This is a genomic window from Amycolatopsis sp. lyj-84 (genome assembly GCF_046549075.1).
Taxonomy (GTDB): Bacteria; Actinomycetota; Actinomycetes; order Mycobacteriales; family Pseudonocardiaceae; genus Amycolatopsis.
This window is the reverse complement of sequence record NZ_JAJPWO010000006.1, coordinates 256,577-275,049: the sequence shown is the minus strand read 5'-3', so window position 1 is coordinate 275,049 and position 18,473 is coordinate 256,577. Positions and strand designations below refer to the sequence as shown.

Genomic DNA, 18,473 nt, shown 5'->3' with positions numbered 1-18,473 from the left:
CGCGGTCATCGCAAGGGGGCGGACCACTCGACCCGGGTGCCGCCCTCTTCACGCGTCTCCGCCCGGAACGTCCCGCCCGCTTTTTCCGCGCGGTCACGCAGGTTTCGCAGCCCGCCGAAGCCGCCGGTCGCGTCACCGATCCCCGCACCGTCGTCGGTGACGACGATCCGCAGGACGTCGTCCTTCACGGCGACGCTCACCGAAACACCGCTCGCCCGGGTGTGCCGCACGACGTTGCCGACCGTCTCCCGCACCACCGCCTCGGCGTGTTCCGCGAACAGGAAGGGAATCGAGTCGAGCGGTCCGGACAGGCTCACCGTCGGATGGATCGCGGTGTCGTCGGTGAGTTCGGCGATCGAGTCGTAGAGGCGGTGCCGCAGCCGCACTCCTTGCTGGCCCGCCTCGCCGCCGTGGAGATCGAAGATGGCCGTGCGGATCTCGTGCACGATCTCGTGCATCTGGTCGATGCTGTCACCGATCCGCCGCTGCAGTTCCGGTGACCGCGCCCGGCGGTGCGTGCTCTGCATGGCGAGGCCGACCGCGAACAGCCGCTGGATCACGTGGTCGTGCAGATCCCTCGCGATCCGGTCCCGGTCGGCGAGCACGTCGATCTCCCTGGCCGTGCGCTGTTGCGCGGCGAGCTGAAGCGCGAGCGCGGCCTGGTCGGCGAACGAGGCCACCACCGGCAGCTGGGCGAGCTCGAACGGGACCGAACCCGGATTCCGCACCGCCATCAGCACCCCGGACGTGCGTTCCCGCGCCCGGAGCGGCACCACGAGCGTCGGGCCGAGGCGGTATTCCCCGTCGTCGCCCAGCACCAGTTCCGGCACACTGCGCGGTGTCCGATCGCGGTAGACCGCTCCCGGCAACGAATCCGCGACGCTGATCCGCGTCCCCGTCAGTTCCGCCGACCGTGCGCCGGAGCAGACGGCGATGGTCAGTTGGTCGGCCTCTTCCTCCCCTGCCCGGCCGACGTCGAGCCTGCCGGGACCGGGCAGGGCCAGCAAAGTGAGGTCGGAGCCGGTCAGTTCCAGTGCCCGGCTCGCGATCAGGTTGAGGGCGTCGACGGGATCGGTGCCGCCCAGCAGTTCCGTGGTCACCTCGCTGGTGGCGGCCTGCCACTGCTGCCGGATCCGGGCCTGCTCGTAGAGGTGGGCGTTCTCGATCGCGATCCCGGCCGCGGCGGCGAGCGCTTGGACGACCACTTCGTCGTCGTCGGTGAAACTCTCCCCGCGTTTTTCGGTGAGATAGAGATTCCCGAACACCTCGTCGCGTACCCGGATCGGCACGCCGAGGAAGGAGCGCATCGGCGGATGGCACGGCGGGAACCCGACGGACGCCGGATGCCGCGAGATGTCGGCCAGCCGCACCGGTTTCGCCTCGTCGATGACGAAACCCAGCAGACCGTGGCCCTTCGGCAGATGCCCGATCTGTTGTTTCGTCTCGCCGTCGATACCGAGATAGACGAATTCGGCGAGCGAACCGTCGTCCGCGATCACCCCGAGAGCACCATAAGTGGCCTCGCCGAGGTCGATCGCCGCCTGGACGATCCGGCGCAGTGTCGCGTCCAGTTCGAGCCCTGACGCGACGGCGAGCACCGCTTCGAGCAGGCCGTCCATCTTGTCGCGCGTGCCGATGAGCTGTTCGATGCGGTCCTGGAGATCCCGCAGCACCTCACGAACCCGCAGCTGGGAAAGCGCGCCGGAGATCCGGTCGTCACTTCCGCCGAGCCGGTCATGAGCCGACATCCTGCTGCGCCTCCGAAGATCGGGACGACTCCCGGCCGTGGTGACTTTCTCCTCTTTCGGCCCCGTACCGCGGACGGGGACCGTCTCATCGAGACAACCGTATTGCCCGTGGAGCGACAGCGGGGGAAACCATGACCTTACAAGTCACCAAGGTCGGGCGTTTGAACTCCGATCAGGTGAATTCCGTGCTCCGGTCGGCGATGCTGGCCCCGTCGACGCACAACACACAGCCATGGCTTTTCCGGTGCACCCGGACCGGGATCGAACTCCACGCCGATCCGCGCCGTATCCTCCCGGTCACGGATCCGGACGGCCGTGAACTCGTCCTCTCGTGCGGTGCCGCGCTGTTCACCCTCCGGACGGCGATCCACGCACTGGGCTTCCATCCGGCGACGACCCTCCTGCCGAGCCGCGCCGATCCCGATCTGCTGGCCGTCGTCCGCCCGCTCGCCGAACGCACGCCCGATCCCCAAGCAGCACGGCTCGCCGACGCGATCCCCCGCCGCCGGACCAACCGGAGGCCGTTCCGGTCCGGTGCCGTCCCGCGGTCCATGCTCGCCACGCTCCGCCACGCCACCGAACTCGAACACGCGTGGATGCCGAGCCTCGACGCCGAACAGTGCCGTGTCCTGCTCGACCTCACCGCCCGCGCCCACCGCGATCAGCTCGCCGATCCCGCTTTCCACGCCGAACTCGGCCGCTGGACCGGACTGGGCGCGAGCACTCGCGACGGGGTGCCCGCCTACGCGACCGAGGGCGCCCCCGCCGACGAAAGCTGGCTCCTCGAGGAATTCGGCGCCACGCACACCGGCACGCGGCCGGATCCGCTGGTGGTGGTGATCGGATCGCTGACCGACGAACGACTCGACCGGCTGCAGGCGGGGCAGGCACTGCAACGGGTGCTGCTCACCGCGACCGGCGCGGGAGTCGACGCGTCGTTCATCTCGCCGCCGATCCTGGTCCGCGCGGCACGCGCCGAACTCCGGCGTCTTCTCGGCTGCGGGGTGTGGCCGCAGGTGCTGCTGCGGGTCGGCTACGGATCTCCGCTGCCGTGGACGCCGCGACGCCCGCTGGAGGACGTCCTGCTCGAAACGCTGGTTTCCGCCTGAGCCCGCGGCCGGTCAGGGGCGCCGCAGTTCCGTGGCCAGCACGGCCGCCTGGGTGCGCCGCTGCATCCCGAGTTTCGTCAGCAGCCGGGACACGTAGTTCTTGACGGTCTTCTCGGCGAGGAACATCCGTTCGGCGATCTGCCGGTTGGTCAGTCCCTCGCCGATCAATTCCAGCAGCGTGCGCTCCTGCTCGGAAAGCCCGGCGAGCGGGCCCTTCTTCGCGGCGTCGTCGCGGAACTTCGCCATCAGCGTCGCGGCGGCGCGCGCGTCCAGCAGTGACCGGCCGAGACCGACCTCCTTGACCGCGGCCACCAGGTCCATTCCCCGGATGTCCTTGATGACGTAGCCGCTGGCGCCCGCCATGATCGCGTCCAGCATCGCCTGCTCGTCGGTGTAGGACGTGAGCATCAGGCACTTCAGTTCGGGCATCTTGGACCGCAGTTCCCGCGCGAGCTCGACACCGTTGCCGTCCGGCAGCCGCACGTCGAGCACCGCGACGTCCGGCCGCAGCGCCGGAATCCTCGCCAGCGCTTGGGAAAAGGTGGCCGCCTGACCGACGACGCACAGGCCCGTGTCCTCCTCGAGCATGTCCGCGACCCCTCGACGGACCACCTCGTGGTCGTCGACCAGAAACACCCGGAGCATTCCGACCTCCACGGTTTCCCCTCCTGGTCTCTGAGCGTACGGCGCACGACCGGTCACTGCGACAGGCCAAAGGGCCTTGTTCGGCACCCGTTCGAGTGCCTGCCGCCGACCGGACCAGGTCCATTTGCATCATTCGAGTCAGGACGTTCTGTTCTTCCCGGACCAGTCGGCCACTGCGACGATCAGCCCATGTCCGAGACCACGCTTTCGCCGGCCCCTCCGTCCGGCTCTTCCGACCCGGCAGACGAGCTCGTGGCCATGCGCGACAGCGTCCGGTTCTACCGGGCCCGCGCCGAACAGCTCCAGTACGCGTTGGACCACCGGCTGCCCATCGAACAGGCGAAGGGAATTCTCGCCGAGCGATACCAAATCGACATCGACGCGGCGTTCGAGTTGCTGCGCTCGTTCTGCCGCAACAACAACATGAAGATCCACGACGTCGCCAGGACGCTCGTCGAACAGCCGAGCGAAGGCGACAGACGAGTACCTTGCTGAGCCACGCCAAGCTCGGAGGAGGGCCCGCGACCACCACCGGCTCCGCAGACACCGCGGGCACGGACTGGGTCATGAACCGAACGCCGCCCCCCAGACTTCGGGTGCTCGTCGCGGACGACAACCCGGTCATCGGCGATGCCCTGCGCGCCCTCCTGGAGACCGAGCCGGACATCGAGGTGGTCGCCGTCGCGCTGGACGCGGCCGAGGCGGTCGCGCTCGCGGAACTGCTGGTCCCGGAGGTCGCCGTCCTGGACGTCCGGATCCCCGGCGGGGGCGGCGCGTGGATGGCGAAGGAGATGCGGCGACGGGTGCCCCGCACGCGGTTGATGGCGTTCTCCGCGCACAGCGACACCCGGTCCATCGCCCAGATGGCGTCCGCGGGCGTCACCGAGTACCTCGTCAAGGGCAGCCCCAACACCGAGATCGTCGCGGCCATCCGCCGGGTCTGCGCGAACAGCGCCAACGGCACGGAGTAGCGCGGTCGTCAGTCCGCCAGCCAGCGTTCCATGCAGGCCAGCAGCTCCGCCGCGTTCACCGGTTTGGTGACGTAGTCGCTCGCCCCGGCGGCGAGACTCTTCTCGCGGTCCCCTTCCATCGCTTTCGCGGTCACCGTGATGATCGGCAGGCCGGCGAACCTCGGCATCTCGCGGATCGCCGCCGTCGTCGCGTGGCCGTCCATCTCCGGCATCATCACGTCCATCAGGATCAGGTCGATGCCGTCGTCGGACAGCAGTTCTTCGATGCCCTTGCGGCCGTTGGGCGCGTGCACGACCGACAGCCCGTGCAGTTCGAGCATCCCCGAGATCGCGAACACGTTGCGGGCGTCGTCGTCGACGAGGAGGACCTTGCGCCCTTGCAGCCGAGGCGGTCCGGCGGGCGGATCGGCGGGCATTTCGGTGACCTGCGCCGTCTCCGACGGGGTCACCTCGGGTTGCTGCATCAGCGGCAGGATGCCCTCGAGTTCGCTGGCCGAAATGTGCAGCATGATGCGTTCCCGCAGCATGTCCAGCGAGGGCAGCAGTTCGACGGGATGCACCCGCGCGTGCCCTTGCAGCAACCGGTGCTGCGCGGCGCTGAGCTTGCGGGTCGCGTGCGCCAGCACCGGGACCTCCACGGGACGCGGTCCGTCCGCGAGACGTTTGAGAAAGGTCAACGCGCCCGTTCCGGGGATGCTGGTGTCGAGTACGACGCAGCGGTAGTTGTCGCGTTTCAGTTCTTCGAACGCTTCCGCCGGATTGGCCACCGCGCGGACCTGGACCGAGCCGTGGTTGTCCGCGACATCGGCCGCGACCCCGCGGGCGAGCAGGGTCAGCAGGCTGTTCTGGTCACTCTCCACGACCAGGACCCGCCGCGCCGACCCAGCGTTGTCCACAGTGGACTCACCGGGGCTCGCGGGCACGGTGAACCTGGCTACCGGCAGGTAGAGGGTGAACGTGCTGCCCGTGCCCAGCACGCTGTCCGCCCGGATTTCGCCGCCGAGCAGGTACGCGACCTCACGGCTGATCGACAGGCCGAGCCCGGTGCCGCCGTACTTGCGGCTGGTGGTGCCGTCGGCCTGCTGGAAGGCGCCGAAGATCGAATCGAGGTTCTCTTCGGCGATCCCGATCCCGGTGTCGATCACGCTGAACGCCACCAGGGACTCGTGCCCGGCCGCGGAAGGCGAAACGATGGTGTCGACCAGTTTGACCCGCAGCTCGACGCTGCCGTCTTCGGTGAACTTGACCGCGTTCGACAGCAGGTTGCGCAGCACCTGCCGTAGCCGCTGCTCGTCGGTGAACAGCAGTTCCGGCACGTTGGGTTCCACCGTGACCTGGAAGTCGAGCCCCTTCTCCGCGGTCAGCGGGCGGAAGGTCGTGCCGACGTGGTCGAGCAGCTGCCGCAGCGGGAACGGCTCGTGATGGATGTCCATCTTGCCCGCCTCGACCTTCGACAGGTCGAGGATGTCGTTGATCAGCTGCAGCAGGTCGGTGCCCGCGGACTGGATCACCTTCGCGAACTCGACCTGTTTGGGCGTCAGGTTCTGGGTCGAGTTCTGCGACAGGACCCCGGCGAGGATCAGCAGGCTGGTCAACGGGGTCCGGAGTTCGTGCGACATGTTGGCCAGGAACTCGGACTTGTACTTCGACGCCAGCGCGAGCTGCTGCGCGCGTTCCTCGATCTCCTGGCGCGCCTGCTCGATTTCGAAGTTCTTGACCTCGATGTCGCGGTTCTGCCGCGCCAGCAGTTCGGCCTTCTCCTCCAGTTCCGCGTTGGATCGCTGGAGTTTCGCTTGCTGCGCTTGGAGTTCCTCCGAACGTGCCTGCAGTTCCTCGGCGAGCCGCTGGGATTCCTCCAGCAGGGAGTCGGTCCGCGCGTTGGCGATGATCGTGTTGACGTTGACGCCGATGGTCTCCATCAGCTGTTCGAGGAAGTCCTTGCGGACGGCGGTGAACTCACCGAACGACGCCAGTTCGATGACGCCGAGCACCTGGTCCTCGAAGACGATCGGCAGCACGATCAGGGTGACCGGCGGCGCTGAGCCGAGACTCGACGAGATCTTCACGAAACCCGGCGGTGTCCGGTCGACCACGATCGGTTTCTTGGTCTGCGCGGCCTGCCCGATCAGCGACTCCCCCATCGCGAAACCCGAGGGACTGTCCGGATCCTCGCTGTGCCCGTAGCTGGTGATCAGCCGCAGTCGCGTGCCGCTCTCGCCGGACTCGGTGAGGAACAACGTCCCGTGCTGCGCGCCGACCAGCGGGGTCAGCTCGTTCATGATGAGCGTGGCCACCACCCGCAGGTCACGGTGGCCCTGCATCAGGCCCGAGATCCGCGCCAGATTGGTGTTGAGCCAGTCCTGCTCCTCGTTCGCCCGCGTCGTCTCACGCAGCGATTGGACCATCGCGTTGATGTTGTCCTTCAGTTCCGCGACCTCGCCCTGCGCTTCGACGGAGATCGACCGGGTGAGGTCGCCGGTGGCCACCGCGCTGGTGACCTCGGCGATCGCCCGGACCTGGCGCGTCAGGTTCCCGGCCAGTTCGTTGACGTTCTCCGTGAGCCGTTTCCAGGTACCCGAAACGCCTTCCACTTCGGCCTGGCCGCCGAGCCGTCCCTCGCTGCCGACTTCGCGTGCCACGCGGGTGACCTCCGCGGCGAACGCGGAAAGCTGGTCGACCATCGTGTTGATGGTGGTCTTGAGCTCCAGGATCTCGCCCCGCGCGTCGACGTCGATCTTGCGGGACAGGTCGCCCTGCGCGACCGCGGTGGTCACCTGGGCGATGTTGCGGACCTGCCCGGTGAGGTTGTTCGCCATCGAGTTGACGTTGTCGGTGAGGTCCTTCCAGGTGCCGGCGACGTTCGGCACGCGGGCCTGCCCGCCGAGGATGCCCTCGGTGCCCACCTCGCGCGCGACCCGGGTGACCTCGTCCGCGAACGCCGACAGCGTGTCGACCATCGTGTTGATCGTCTGCGCGAGCGCCGCGACCTCCCCCTTGGCCTCGACGGTGATCTTCTGCGACAGATCCCCTCGGGCGACCGCGGTCGCGACCTGCGCGATGGAGCGGACCTGGTCGGTCAGGTTGTCGGCCATGACATTGACCGACTCGGTCAGCCCCTTCCACGTCCCCGACACCCCCTTGACGTCCGCCTGACCACCCAGCCGCCCCTCGGTACCCACCTCGCGCGCCACCCGCGTGACCTCGTCCGCGAACGACGACAGCTGGCCGACCATCGTGTTGATCGTGTCCTTGAGCTCCAGGATCTCGCCGCGCGCGTCGACGCGGATCTTCTGCGACAGGTCACCCTTCGCGACCGCGGTCGTGACCTCGGCGATCGAGCGGACCTGATCGGTCAGGTTGTCGGCCATGACGTTCACCGACTCGGTCAGCCCCTTCCACGTCCCCGACACCCCCTTGACGTCCGCCTGACCACCCAGCCGCCCTTCGGTGCCGACCTCACGTGCGACCCGCGTGACCTCGTCCGCGAACGACGACAGCTGATCCACCATCGTGTTGATCGTGTTCTTCAACTCCAGGATCTCGCCCCGCGCGTCCACGGTGATCTTCTGCGACAAGTCGCCCTTCGCCACCGCAGTGGCCACCTGGGCGATCGACCGCACCTGCGCGGTGAGGTTGCCCGCCATGAAGTTCACCGACGTCGTCAGATCCCGCCACGTCCCCGCCACCCCGGGAACCTGGGCCTGCCCGCCGAGCGCGCCTTCGGTGCCGACCTCGCGCGCCACCCGCGTGACCTCGTCCGCGAACGACGACAGCTGATCCACCATCGTGTTGATCGTGTTCTTCAACTCCAGGATCTCGCCCCGCGCGTCCACGGTGATCTTCTGCGACAAGTCGCCCTTCGCCACCGCAGTGGTGACCTCGGCGATGGAGCGGACCTGATCGGTGAGGTTGCCCGCCATGAAGTTCACCGACGTCGTCAGATCCCGCCACGTCCCCGCCACCCCGGGAACTTCGGCCTGCCCGCCCAGGCGTCCCTCGCTGCCGACCTCACGCGCCACCCGCGTGACCTCGTCCGCGAACGACGACAGCTGATCCACCATCGTGTTGATCGTGTTCTTCAACTCCAGCATCTCGCCCTTGACGTCGACGGTGATCTTCTGCGAGAGATCACCCTTCGCCACCGCTGTCGCGACCTCGGCGATGTCACGGACCTGGCCGGTGAGATTGCCCGCCATCGCGTTCACCGAATCGGTGAGGTCCTTCCAGGTCCCCGAAACCGAGGGCACCGCCGCCTGGCCGCCGAGCTTGCCGTCGGTCCCCACCTCGCGGGCGACCCGGGTGACCTCGGAGGTGAACAACGCCAGCTGATCGACCATCCCGTTGAAGACGACGGCCATTTCGTCCATCAGGACGTCGTCCTCTTGGGGCAGCCGTGTACTGAAATCGCCGTCACGAACGGCTTTCAACCCCTCCAGCAACCGTTGCAGGCCTTCGTCGTTGAGCGCCCCGCCCACACGGACCGCGTCTCTCGACGCTCGCTTGTTCCCCGGTTCCGGCATGGAGGTGCCTCCTTCTTTCGGGTTCCCCAGGTCCAGGGGGATACCGTCAGCTCCGCACGGGCCCGGGAAGGGCCAGCGGAATCCAGCAGGCCACGGACGTACCTTCACCCGGCCTGCTGGAAACCCGGAACCATCCTTGCGCCGCTTCCGCGCGTTCACGCATCGATGCCATACCGATGTGCTCGCCCGACATCGCTTCGTGAGAACTCTCGCCGCCCCGCTTCATCCCGTCACCGTTGTCGGCGACCTTCGCCAGCAGGCCGCCGTCCTTCCCCGTCAGTGACACCACGACCGTGGTGGCGTTCGCGTGCTTCCGCACGTTCACCAGCGCCTCCTGAAGAATCCGGAAGACGGTGACGACGAGGTCGGGCGGCGGTTTTCCGGTGAAGTCGTGGCGCAGCGTGCAGTCCAGCCCCCAGCCGGCGACGACCTCGTCGAGGTAGTCGCGGACGGAGGCGACCAGGTCCTCGTCGTTCAGCGCGGGCGGCCGCAATTGGGCGACCAGGATCCGCAGCCGCCGGATCGCCCCTTGAATCGCGTCGTCGAGTTGCATCAAAGCGGAATCCCGCCGTTGCGCGGCGAGCATCTGCAGCCGCATGCTCACCGCGATCATCGACTGAATGGAATCGTCGTGAACATCCCACGCGATACGACGCCGTTCGGTTTCCTGTGCCCGTACCAAATGCGCGAACGCCTGCCTCCGGCCCGTCCTTTCTTCCTGTGATTTGAGGCGTTCGGTGAGGTCGCGGGTGACTTTGCCGAAACCGACGAGGTCGCCCTGTCCGTCCCTCAACGCGGTCAGCACGGTGTTGGCCCAGAACCGTTCACCACCGCGGCGAACACGCCAGCCCTCGTCTTCATGGCTGCCCACCTCGGCGGCGATCAGCAGCTCCGCGGTGGGTTTTCCGTCGGCGATGTCGTCCTCGGTGTAGAAAACGGAGTAGTGGCTGCCGAGGATCTCCTCCTCGGAATACCCCTTGATCCGTTCCGCTCCCTGGTTCCAGCTGATCACCCGGCCGTCGACGTCCAGCATGTAAATGGCGTAGTCGACGACGCTGTGCACGAACAACTCGAAGAGCACAGCACTGCGATGATCGGGCGCCGGTCCCGATGGCAGCTTGGCCATAGTGCAGCTTGGCACTCGGATACGCCCCGCCGCTACGGCCGTTCGAGGAGGCCATTCTTTCGCGCGTGCGCCACGGCTTCGAGTTTCGAATGGGTTCCGGTCTTCACCAGGATGCGTTGCACGTGATTCCGCACGGTATTGCGCGCGAGCCGCAACTCTTCGGCGATCCGGTCGGTTCCCGCCCCTTCGGCGATCAGGCCGAGCACCTGCCGCTCCCGCAGCGTCAGCACCGGGCCGAGCCTGCCGGAACTCCCGGCCAGCATGGCCAGGGCACCGCCGAGCAGTTCGGGGTCGATGATCACGTCCCCCGCCGCGACGGTGCGGATCGCCGTGACCAGCTCATCGAGGAGACCCGATTTCAGCAGCAGCCCGGCTCCGCCGACCTCGAGGATCCTGGCTGCGATGGCGCTGTTCGCGTCGCCGGTCAGCACGAGCACCCTGATCAACGGCGAAATCGCGCGGAACCTCGTGATCGCCTCGATCCCGTCGCCGTCCGGCAGCCGCCGGTCGAGCAGGACGATGTCGGGCAGGTGCTCCTCCGCCGCGATCATGCCGTGCGCGAGGGACTCCACCGAGGCCACCAGGTGAATCTCCGGGAATTCCTCGAAGGCCGCGCCGAGTGCTTCGGCCACCATCTTGTGGTCCTCGACGAGCAGCACCCTGATCGGGGCCGCGGCCGGGGGCATGGGCTGCGGGGAGGTCGGGTTAACCATGCACCTTCTCCGTCGATCGTGGTGTCGCCGGGACCCATTGTCCGGCAGATTCACGGAAGTCAATCCTGCTCGCGGCCGCATTCACCCTCGTGCCGGTCCGCCGATCAGGGCGACCGGGCAGCGCGCCCGGCTCAGCAGCGCCTGCGCTGTGCTCCCGAGCCCGCCGCCGGACGATCCGATCACGATCAGCCCCGCGTGCGGAACGGCCCGGATGAGCGCGCGGGCCACGTTGCGGTCACGGACGACCGCGAGCCGGAGGCCGACGCCGGGGTACTTGTCGCGCCAGGCCGCCATCCTGTCCTCCAGCGCGCGTTCCTCCGCCGCTTCGACACTCGCCAGGTCTGCGCCCGCCTCGAGAACGCCATCGTGCCAGGCGTGGACGACGACCAGGTCGGTGTTCCGCACCGAAGCGCTGTCGAGCGCGAAAGCAAGGGCGTGTTCGCTGTCACCGGACGGATCGACCCCGACGACCACTTCGCCCCGGCGCGGAGCGGTCAGCCCGCGGACAACGACCACCGGGCATCCCGCGTGCCCGGCCACCTCCGCGGCGACCGCGCCGATCGGCGCCCCGCGCAACGCGCCGAAACCGTGTGTTCCCAGCACCAACAGCGACGCCGACCGCGACGCCGCGACCAGTTCGCCCGTGATCTCGCCGAGTTTCACCTCGTGTTCGGTGGGCACCGCCGGTTCGGCTTCTTTCGCGACACTCGCGGCGGTGAGGTTGTCCGCCACGCCGCGATCCCGGCGACCGCTGTCGATGTGGAGGAGCTTCAGCGCGCTGTCCCGTCTCGCCGCCTCCCCCGCGGCCCAGCGCACCGCCGCCCGCGACGACTGCGAGGAGTCCACGCCGACGACCACGGCGGCGCGCCACTGGATCCCGGCCATCACCGGCCTCCCGTCTCGCCGCCGGCACCGGCGGACGTCCGCCGACAGCCTGCCCTCCGGCGTGACGCCGGCACAGGGCATGAAGTCCTTTTCCCAGAGGGGAAGACGGGAACCGCCGGACATTGTCCCACCGTCTCCGGCGAGTCCGGCCTTTCGACGCCAACCCGTGACACGCCGTACCCGATCGGCGACTTAGTGGGGTCTTTGTGCCCTCGATGCCACTACCTTCGGCGGTGACCGGAGCGGCCCGCGATGCCGCATCGTCGAAGGTGACGAACCGCCGGATCGGCGCAGGGGAAGGGTGACCGGGACGTGACAACGAGGATCTGCGAAACCCGACACCGTCCCGGCACGCACGCCGGTGCCCTCCGGGCACTGGTCTCCGCCGAACTCGAGAGGCTGCCGCGGCTCGCGGCGAAACCCGAGAAGCGGGCTCCCCTGCTCGACGACGTCCTGACCGCCTTCCGGCAGCTCGACGACGCCGCTCCGGCCACGCGGCCGCGGCGCCGGTACCACTTCCCAAGCTGGAGCCCGCGGGACCGGCGTGTCCAGCGGTTGCGCGGCTGGCTCAGCGGCGCAACCGGCTGAGACCCGGGCGGGCGCCCGTCAGACCGGGTGCCATCGGCCGATGTCGGCCTCCATCGGCACGATCCGGGTCAGCGACGAGCGGATCCTCAGTTCCGTCGCCCGGTCACGGCCGCGGGTCCCACGGGGCACGTAGGGGTAGAAGGCGCCACGCTCCCGGCGGTAGACCATCGTCAGCCTCGGATGACGCATGTCCCGCAGCTCGGCGAAATCGACCGTCGTGTGCAGCAGCCAGGACACGAAACCGGCCTGTGCGAGCCTGTCGTTGACGTCTACGAGGTCGTCGAGGAGCCAGCCGAGATCGCCGTTGTCCCGCCAGCAGCGCACGATCGTCCGCCCGTGCGCGTCGTGGGTGACCACGTTGCGGCGGACGGAGTCACCGGCGAGACCGGCGATGATCTCCGCCTCCGTGCCGTCGCCCGGACGCTCGCCGGCGACGAAGCAGACCGTCCCCGATCCCGTCGGCGCGAGCCCGTAACCGGTCCGCAGCGTCAAGGCCGCCGACCTCAAGTCCAGCAACGGAAGCAGGCTCGGCCGTACCGAGCGGCTCCTCCCCAGAAGGCTTCCCAGTAGTGCCATGACTTCACGCATCCTCTCATCTGCGTGAAGCCTTTCCGATCGCGTTCTCGCGCCCTAGGGCCGCACGGTCGCGCGTTCACCAGGACAAGTCCCCTGTTCAGGTGACCAACGGCCCTACCGGCACCTGCCGCCCGATTTTTTCGGCGGTCGTCACCGGTTTCGCGGCCGAAGGAGTTTTTCGCTGTCCACCGTGCCCTTCACGACCCCGTGCGCGACCTCCGACAGCTTCCGGTTCGAGCTGCGGGCGAAGGAACGCAACCGCTGAAACGCCGTGCTGACACTGATCCCGGCACGCTCGGCGAGCACACCTTTCGCCTGCTCGATGATGACCCGGCTGTCGAGCGCCCTCTGCAACTGCCCGGAAAGCGTCCGATAGTGACTCACTTCCCGTTGCTGGCGAAGGCACAGGGTCGCGACATCGGCCAGCGCCTGCCCCAGCCGGCGGTCTTCCGCGCTCAAGACCTCGGTTTCGGCACTCAGGAGGGTGACCGCACCGACGGTTTCCTCCATCATGCGCATCGGAAGAGCGGAAACCGCGGCATAACCCAATCCCACCATCCTCGCGACATAGGTGGGCCAGCGCGAAATCTCGGCGGACAAATCCTTCACGGCGACGTCGCTGCCGGTTTCGAACGACTCGAGCGCGGGGCCTTCCTCCACCACTGCGGGATATCGCGCCAGTTTCAGCCCCGGCAGGAAGACTTCCATCGAATCGATCGGCAGCAGCCGCACACATTCGCTGGACAACGTGTCCACGACCCGATCCGGTCCGAGATCTTCCGCCACACTCGCCGTCAGGCTCGCGAATGCCGCGCAGACCGCGGACTCCCTGTCCACCCCTGCGACGATGCCCTCGCGCCAGATATTCACTGTAGCGATTCTGGCCCCGCACCACGGCACCCGGCAACGACCAGATGGAGGATCCTGCACGAGGTCGTCACGGGGCGAGGCGACCGGATGATCTCGACGAGATAACAATCGTGGCGGTTCTCAGTGCCGCCGCAAGGAAAACGGCGGGACGGTGTTCGCCCGCAGTGCTCCTTCGTCCATAGTGGACTCTCCGATTCCCGCCTTGCCGATCTTCTCCGCGACGAAAGCGCCGGGATCGCCGAGGACGTCGGCCCTGCCGCTCAAAAACGCCCACTCGTGCTCGTCCGAACCGTAGTAGAGAACGGTCCCGAACGACTCGGTGAACCGGCGCCACGACGTGATCAGCGTCTGGTTGCGCCACAGCGTCGGACAGCCCCCTTGGCAGCCGACCACACCGCCCTCGGTGAGCAAGGCCGCACACCGGTTCAGGAAATCGGTGCCGTACAAGCGGTTGTGCTGCGCCGCCGGATCGTCGTTCTCGTCCGGCAGGTCGATCACGACCACGTCGTAGGTGTCCCCGCGTTCCCGCGCTTCGGCGAGGAACTCCCAGCCGTCACGGTAATGAACGCGGATCTTCCCTTCCCCGCGTTCGGCACGGGCCAGCTCCTCGAGCGTGTAGCCGTAGGGAAGGTGCTCGGCGCAGACCCGGACCGCTTCGGCGTCGATGTCGACGTGGTCGACCACCCCGGCCCCCGCGGCGACCGCGAGCTGGGAGGCGACTCCTTCGCTGGAACCGATGATCAGCACCCGCTCGACGCGATCCGCGAGCAGCAACGACGGGATCATCAGCGCTTCGTGGTACACGAGCTGGCTCAGCTCGGTGCTCTGCCGTTCGTCGTCGCAGAACAGGGAGATCCCCTGCGCGGTCCGTCCGATGAGGACGTTCTGGAACGCGGTGCGGCCCTCGAACAGGACCTCTTCGACGTCCCAGTTCCGGGTGAGCCCCGCGCCCATCGGCTCGACGATCACTCGTTGCGCCATCAGCCTTCTCCTCGTTCCACAGTGGACATCCGGACGGTACCGGCGCCCAGCATCTTCGCCAGCAGTGCCACGGCCCGCTCCGGATCCGCCCGGTCCCCGCAGGTGAACACGTCCACGAACACCGAACCGATCTCCGGATAGGTGTGCACGGACGCGTGCGACTCGGCCAGCAGCGCGAGCACGGTGACCCCTTGCGGGGCGAAGGCATGCGACACGACCTCGCAGACCGTCGCCCCCGCCTCGGTGACCGCGTCGGCGAGGGTCTTCTTCAGGAGCTCGGCGTCGTCGAGCAGCGACGGCTCGATCCCCTCGAACTCCGCGAGGACATGGCGGCCGGCGAACCGGCCGACGAGTGGTTCTTCAGCCGGCATCGGCGAACCTCCCCACACAATAGGTGCGCAACGGCTCGATTCCGTTGAAGGCGACGGACGAATAGCTGGCGGTGTAGGCCCCGGTGCCCGGGATGTCCAGCCGGTCGCCCGCCTTCAACGACTTCGGCAGCGCGCACGGCGTCCGCTGGTAAAGCACGTCGTCACCATCGCAGGTCGGCCCGGCGAGGACCACCGGCCCTTCCGGACCCTTAACGCCGACGGCCTCCAGCCGATACGCGACGGCTTCGTTCTCGCACTCCGCCATTCCGTTGTACCTGCCGACGTCGAGGTAGACCCAGCGGCGTTCGTCGGCGGCGGCGCGCGTGGTCACCAGGACCACTTCGGTCCTGATGAGCCCCGCGTCGGCGACGATCACACGGCCGGGCTCGAGCATCAGTTCCGGGCCGGGCAGGTTTTCCCGGAGGGCGGCGTGGATCACCGCCGCGTAGTCGGGCAGGGACGGTACGGGTTCCCGGTGCTCGGTGGCGAACCCGCCGCCGATGTTGAGCCGCTCCAGGCCGACACCGGCGTCGGCGGCGACCTTGGCCGCTGTCGCGATCCCGATCTCCCACGCGGCCGGATCCGGTTGCTGCGAGCCGACGTGGAACGCGATTCCCGGCCGCAGGCCCGCTTCCACCACCCGGCGGAGCAGCGTGGCGGCCACCGCGGGCTCACAGCCGAACTTGTGCCCGAACGGCGTGACCGAGTCCGGCCCGCCGGTCAGCAGCCGGACCGAGACCAGCGAACCGGGCGCGTGCTCGGCCAGGTTCTCCAGATCACCGGCGGAATCCGTGGTGAACTCACGGACTCCGCGCGCATACGCGAACGCGATGTCCGCCGGTTTCTTGATCGTGTTGCCGTAGGCCAGTTCCGCCGCTCGCGCGCCACGGGACAGGCACAGCCCGATTTCCGCCGTCCCCGCCACGTCGAACCCCGCCCCCGCCGACAGCACCGCGTCGAGCACTTCGGGAGCGGGATTGGCCTTGACCGCGTACCGGATCAGCGCGTCCGGGAACGCTCCGGAGATCGCGGCCGCACGCTCCGCGACCAGGTCGGTGTCCACGACCAGGCACGGTGTCGGCGGTTCACGATCCGCCAGGAAGGCGCGGATGCGGTTCAGGCTTTCGGTCACACGCCCCAGGGTGTCAAAGGCCGATCACCGGGGCGGAACCCGGGGTCACGCCCGGGCGTCGTCCGTGGCCTGCGAAGGCAGTTCCACCCCGTGTTCGGCGGCCAGGCGCTCCAGGTTGGCCAGATCGGCGCCGACGGCCGAGGCACGGTCCTCGTCCGAGTCCCGCCTGGCGATCCGGACGTCCTCCCTGGCCTGCCGTACCCGGTCCCGCAGATTCACCGCGAACTCGCTCATCGTGCACCCCCGATCTCCCGCACCTTGTCTGCTTTCACCCTAGGACCCTCCGAATCGGTCACCGACGTGATCTGTGTCATCACGGGTTCGTTCGTGTCGGAGTGAAGCAGTATGACGGCAAGGCCCGGGTTTCGCAGATCAACGACGCGCGACTTTTTCAACGGGCTCCGGAACGGCGGCCCGGCGGCCGAGCACCGCGAGCGGGACGAGGGCGCACAGGCCGCCCACGACGGCGACCAGAACGTACCCACCCAGGCCGAACAGCTGCCCGGCGAGAAGGCTCGCCACCGCGGAGGTCCCCCAGACGAAGGCGTCGACCGTGCCCTGCGCCCTCGCCCGCTGAGCGGGCGGGAGGTCACGGCTGAGCATGCCGCTCCCCCCGACGAACACCAGGTTCCAGCCGTAGCCCAGCAGGAACATCGCGACCGGGATTCCCACGTGATGCGAATCGGGGGCGCCGATCGCGGTGACCGCCGCGACGGCGAGCGTGCCGATCCCGCCGAAGATGGCCGCGCGGCCACCCCAGCGATCGGTGATCCAGCCGGACAGCGGCGCCAGCGCGAACATCCCGATCAGATGCGCGCTCAGCACCCACCCGACGACGTCGAGTCCCTGGCCGTGCTGGTGCAACTGGACCGGGGTCATCGTCATCACCGCCACCATGGCCACCTGGGCACCGACCATCGCCACGAGCGGCCCGAGGATCACCGGGTTCCGCACGGACATCCGTTCCCGCCTCGGCACTCCCTCCACCGGGGCGGCGAGACCGCGCGGCAGGGTGGCCACGGCGGCCACCGCGATGGCCACGACAACCGCACCCGCCACGATCGGACCGGACAGGGCGGGCAGTTCGGCGGCCTCCGCCCGCGCCGCGGCCGGCGCGATCAGCGCGGGCCCGGCGACCGCGCCGACGGTCCCCGCCCAGACCATTGTGGACAGTGCGAAACCCTTGCGGTGCTCGGGAGACAGGTCGGCGGCCGTGTACCGCGAGAACTGCGCACCGCTGTTGCCGAAGCCGATCAAGGGCATCCCCGCCACCAGCGCGAGCACGGACCCGCCGAGCACCCCCGCGAACGAGATCAGCGCGCCCGCCACGGCGGCGCCGTACATCAGCACCAGGACGAACCGCCTGCCGTAGCGGGCGGCCAGCGCTCCCGACGACAGCGAACCCGCCGCGGAACCGAGTACCAGCACGGCGTTCGGCAGCCCGCTCCACGCGGCGCCGGCGTGTTCCACCACGATCAACGCCGCCGTGGTCGACAGGCCGACGACCGCGGTACTGAGACAGGCGATGCCCACGAAGAGCGCGATCATCGGTTTCATGATTCAAATCTAGGGATTCCGGAGGCCCCGGCGAATAGGCTGACGAAGGCTTCGCGGGGGTGCGAGGCACATCATGAAAGGAATCCGGGCGCGATGACCTTACGATCGGAAAGGGCGCTGGACGACCTCGACTGGCGGCTCATCGAAACGCTCCAGAGCGACGGGCGGCTCTCGTTCAAGGAACTGGGCCGCCGCGTCAACCTCTCCGCGCCCGCGGTCGCCGAACGGGTCCGGCGGCTGGAGGAGGCCGGCGTCATCACCGGGTACCGCGCCCAGGTCGACGCGCGGCGCGCCGGGTACGACCTGCAGGCCTTCGTCGAGATGCGCTGCTCGCTCGGCAGTTGCCTGCTGCGCACCAGCAAGTCTGAGGACTACCCCGAGGTGGTCGAACTGCACCGGCTCAGCGGTGACCGCTGCACCATGCTGAAGGTGCGGGCGGTATCGCTCGAACATCTCGAAGGCCTCTTCGAGCGGCTGGGCAAACACGGCGAGATCAGATCGTCGGTGGTGTTGTCGACGCAGTACGAGGGCAGGCCGGTCGGTCCGCCGGTCGAGGACTTTCTCAAGGCGACCAGGAGCGAGGGCTGGAGCGTCTGACCACCGGTCAGGAATCGAGAAGCGAGCGCCTGCGTACTCACCTAGCGTGATCACCGAGCGTTCGAAGAGGACGAACGGCTCGAA

Annotated in this window: 18 protein-coding genes; 5 read left to right on the top strand and 13 right to left on the bottom strand. The window is 68.4% G+C overall.

Annotation, left to right across the window (positions count from 1 at the left end):
• Positions 1 to 5: 5 nt before the first annotated feature.
• Positions 6 to 1,748 (bottom strand): GAF domain-containing sensor histidine kinase, encoded by a 1,743-nt coding sequence (locus ACLJRM_RS20820; RefSeq protein WP_410664014.1) that lies wholly within the window; start codon positions 1,746 to 1,748, stop codon positions 6 to 8.
• A 131-nt stretch (positions 1,749 to 1,879) separates the two neighbouring features.
• Between ACLJRM_RS20820 and ACLJRM_RS20815 the strand changes: the two genes are divergently transcribed.
• Positions 1,880 to 2,857, top strand: coding sequence for an Acg family FMN-binding oxidoreductase (locus ACLJRM_RS20815; protein ID WP_410664013.1), 978 nt, complete (start codon positions 1,880 to 1,882; stop codon positions 2,855 to 2,857).
• 12 nt (positions 2,858 to 2,869) lie between these two features.
• Here ACLJRM_RS20815 and ACLJRM_RS20810 read toward each other — a convergent pair whose 3' ends face one another.
• Complete coding sequence (locus ACLJRM_RS20810; protein ID WP_168214306.1) at positions 2,870 to 3,502, bottom strand: response regulator; 633 nt, start codon at positions 3,500 to 3,502, stop codon at positions 2,870 to 2,872.
• A gap of 189 nt (positions 3,503 to 3,691) precedes the next feature.
• On the opposite strand from ACLJRM_RS20810, the gene ACLJRM_RS20805 reads away from it, so the two are divergent.
• Positions 3,692 to 3,997: an ANTAR domain-containing protein gene (locus tag ACLJRM_RS20805; RefSeq protein WP_101607424.1), complete on the top strand. Its 306-nt coding sequence runs from the start codon at positions 3,692 to 3,694 to the stop codon at positions 3,995 to 3,997.
• A gap of 71 nt (positions 3,998 to 4,068) precedes the next feature.
• Positions 4,069 to 4,473, top strand: a complete 405-nt coding sequence (locus ACLJRM_RS20800) for a response regulator transcription factor (RefSeq protein WP_233224155.1) — start codon at positions 4,069 to 4,071, stop codon at positions 4,471 to 4,473.
• An 8-nt stretch (positions 4,474 to 4,481) separates the two neighbouring features.
• Here the strand turns inward: ACLJRM_RS20800 and ACLJRM_RS20795 are convergent, their stop codons facing one another.
• From ACLJRM_RS20795 to ACLJRM_RS20780, 4 genes are all read right to left on the bottom strand, one after another.
• A complete protein-coding gene (locus ACLJRM_RS20795; protein WP_101607423.1) occupies positions 4,482 to 8,993 on the bottom strand; it encodes a HAMP domain-containing protein in 4,512 nt (1,503 codons plus the stop codon).
• A 46-nt stretch (positions 8,994 to 9,039) separates the two neighbouring features.
• Entirely contained in the window at positions 9,040 to 10,119 is a 1,080-nt protein-coding gene (locus tag ACLJRM_RS20790) for a PAS domain-containing sensor histidine kinase (RefSeq protein WP_233224154.1), read from the bottom strand.
• A gap of 32 nt (positions 10,120 to 10,151) precedes the next feature.
• A complete protein-coding gene (locus tag ACLJRM_RS20785) occupies positions 10,152 to 10,832 on the bottom strand; it encodes a response regulator (RefSeq protein ID WP_101607421.1) in 681 nt (226 codons plus the stop codon).
• 81 nt (positions 10,833 to 10,913) lie between these two features.
• A complete protein-coding gene (locus tag ACLJRM_RS20780) occupies positions 10,914 to 11,840 on the bottom strand; it encodes a universal stress protein (protein ID WP_410664012.1) in 927 nt (308 codons plus the stop codon).
• A gap of 189 nt (positions 11,841 to 12,029) precedes the next feature.
• On the opposite strand from ACLJRM_RS20780, the gene ACLJRM_RS20775 reads away from it, so the two are divergent.
• Entirely contained in the window at positions 12,030 to 12,305 is a 276-nt protein-coding gene (locus ACLJRM_RS20775; RefSeq protein WP_410664011.1) for a hypothetical protein, read from the top strand.
• 18 nt (positions 12,306 to 12,323) lie between these two features.
• On the opposite strand, the gene pspAB is transcribed toward ACLJRM_RS20775, so the two are convergent.
• The 7 genes from pspAB to ACLJRM_RS20740 form a co-directional block, all read right to left on the bottom strand.
• Complete coding sequence (gene pspAB, locus ACLJRM_RS20770; protein ID WP_101607419.1) at positions 12,324 to 12,881, bottom strand: PspA-associated protein PspAB; 558 nt, start codon at positions 12,879 to 12,881, stop codon at positions 12,324 to 12,326.
• Between the two features lie 150 nt (positions 12,882 to 13,031).
• Positions 13,032 to 13,637: a GAF and ANTAR domain-containing protein gene (locus ACLJRM_RS20765; protein ID WP_410664010.1), complete on the bottom strand. Its 606-nt coding sequence runs from the start codon at positions 13,635 to 13,637 to the stop codon at positions 13,032 to 13,034.
• Positions 13,638 to 13,871: 234 nt separating this feature from the next.
• Positions 13,872 to 14,732 carry a spermidine synthase gene (locus ACLJRM_RS20760; protein ID WP_101607418.1) on the bottom strand — a complete coding sequence of 287 codons (861 nt, stop codon included), beginning with the start codon at positions 14,730 to 14,732 and terminating at the stop codon, positions 13,872 to 13,874.
• Positions 14,732 to 15,103 carry an adenosylmethionine decarboxylase gene (speD, locus tag ACLJRM_RS20755; RefSeq protein ID WP_101607417.1) on the bottom strand — a complete coding sequence of 124 codons (372 nt, stop codon included), beginning with the start codon at positions 15,101 to 15,103 and terminating at the stop codon, positions 14,732 to 14,734. Before speD ends, ACLJRM_RS20760 begins: the two co-directional genes overlap by 1 nt.
• The gene (locus ACLJRM_RS20750) at positions 15,093 to 16,235 is read right to left on the bottom strand and encodes a type III PLP-dependent enzyme (RefSeq protein WP_410664009.1); all 1,143 of its coding nucleotides are present in this window, start codon (positions 16,233 to 16,235) and stop codon (positions 15,093 to 15,095) included. The genes speD and ACLJRM_RS20750 overlap by 11 nt, the downstream gene beginning before the upstream one ends.
• Positions 16,236 to 16,280: 45 nt before the next feature.
• Positions 16,281 to 16,469 (bottom strand): hypothetical protein, encoded by a 189-nt coding sequence (locus tag ACLJRM_RS20745; RefSeq protein ID WP_101607415.1) that lies wholly within the window; start codon positions 16,467 to 16,469, stop codon positions 16,281 to 16,283.
• A 138-nt stretch (positions 16,470 to 16,607) separates the two neighbouring features.
• On the bottom strand, positions 16,608 to 17,792 hold the full coding sequence (locus ACLJRM_RS20740) for an MFS transporter (RefSeq protein ID WP_410664008.1): 1,185 nt from the start codon (positions 17,790 to 17,792) through the stop codon (positions 16,608 to 16,610).
• A 93-nt stretch (positions 17,793 to 17,885) separates the two neighbouring features.
• Between ACLJRM_RS20740 and ACLJRM_RS20735 the strand changes: the two genes are divergently transcribed.
• Entirely contained in the window at positions 17,886 to 18,389 is a 504-nt protein-coding gene (locus ACLJRM_RS20735; RefSeq protein WP_101607413.1) for an Lrp/AsnC family transcriptional regulator, read from the top strand.
• The last annotated feature ends 84 nt before the right edge of the window (positions 18,390 to 18,473 follow it).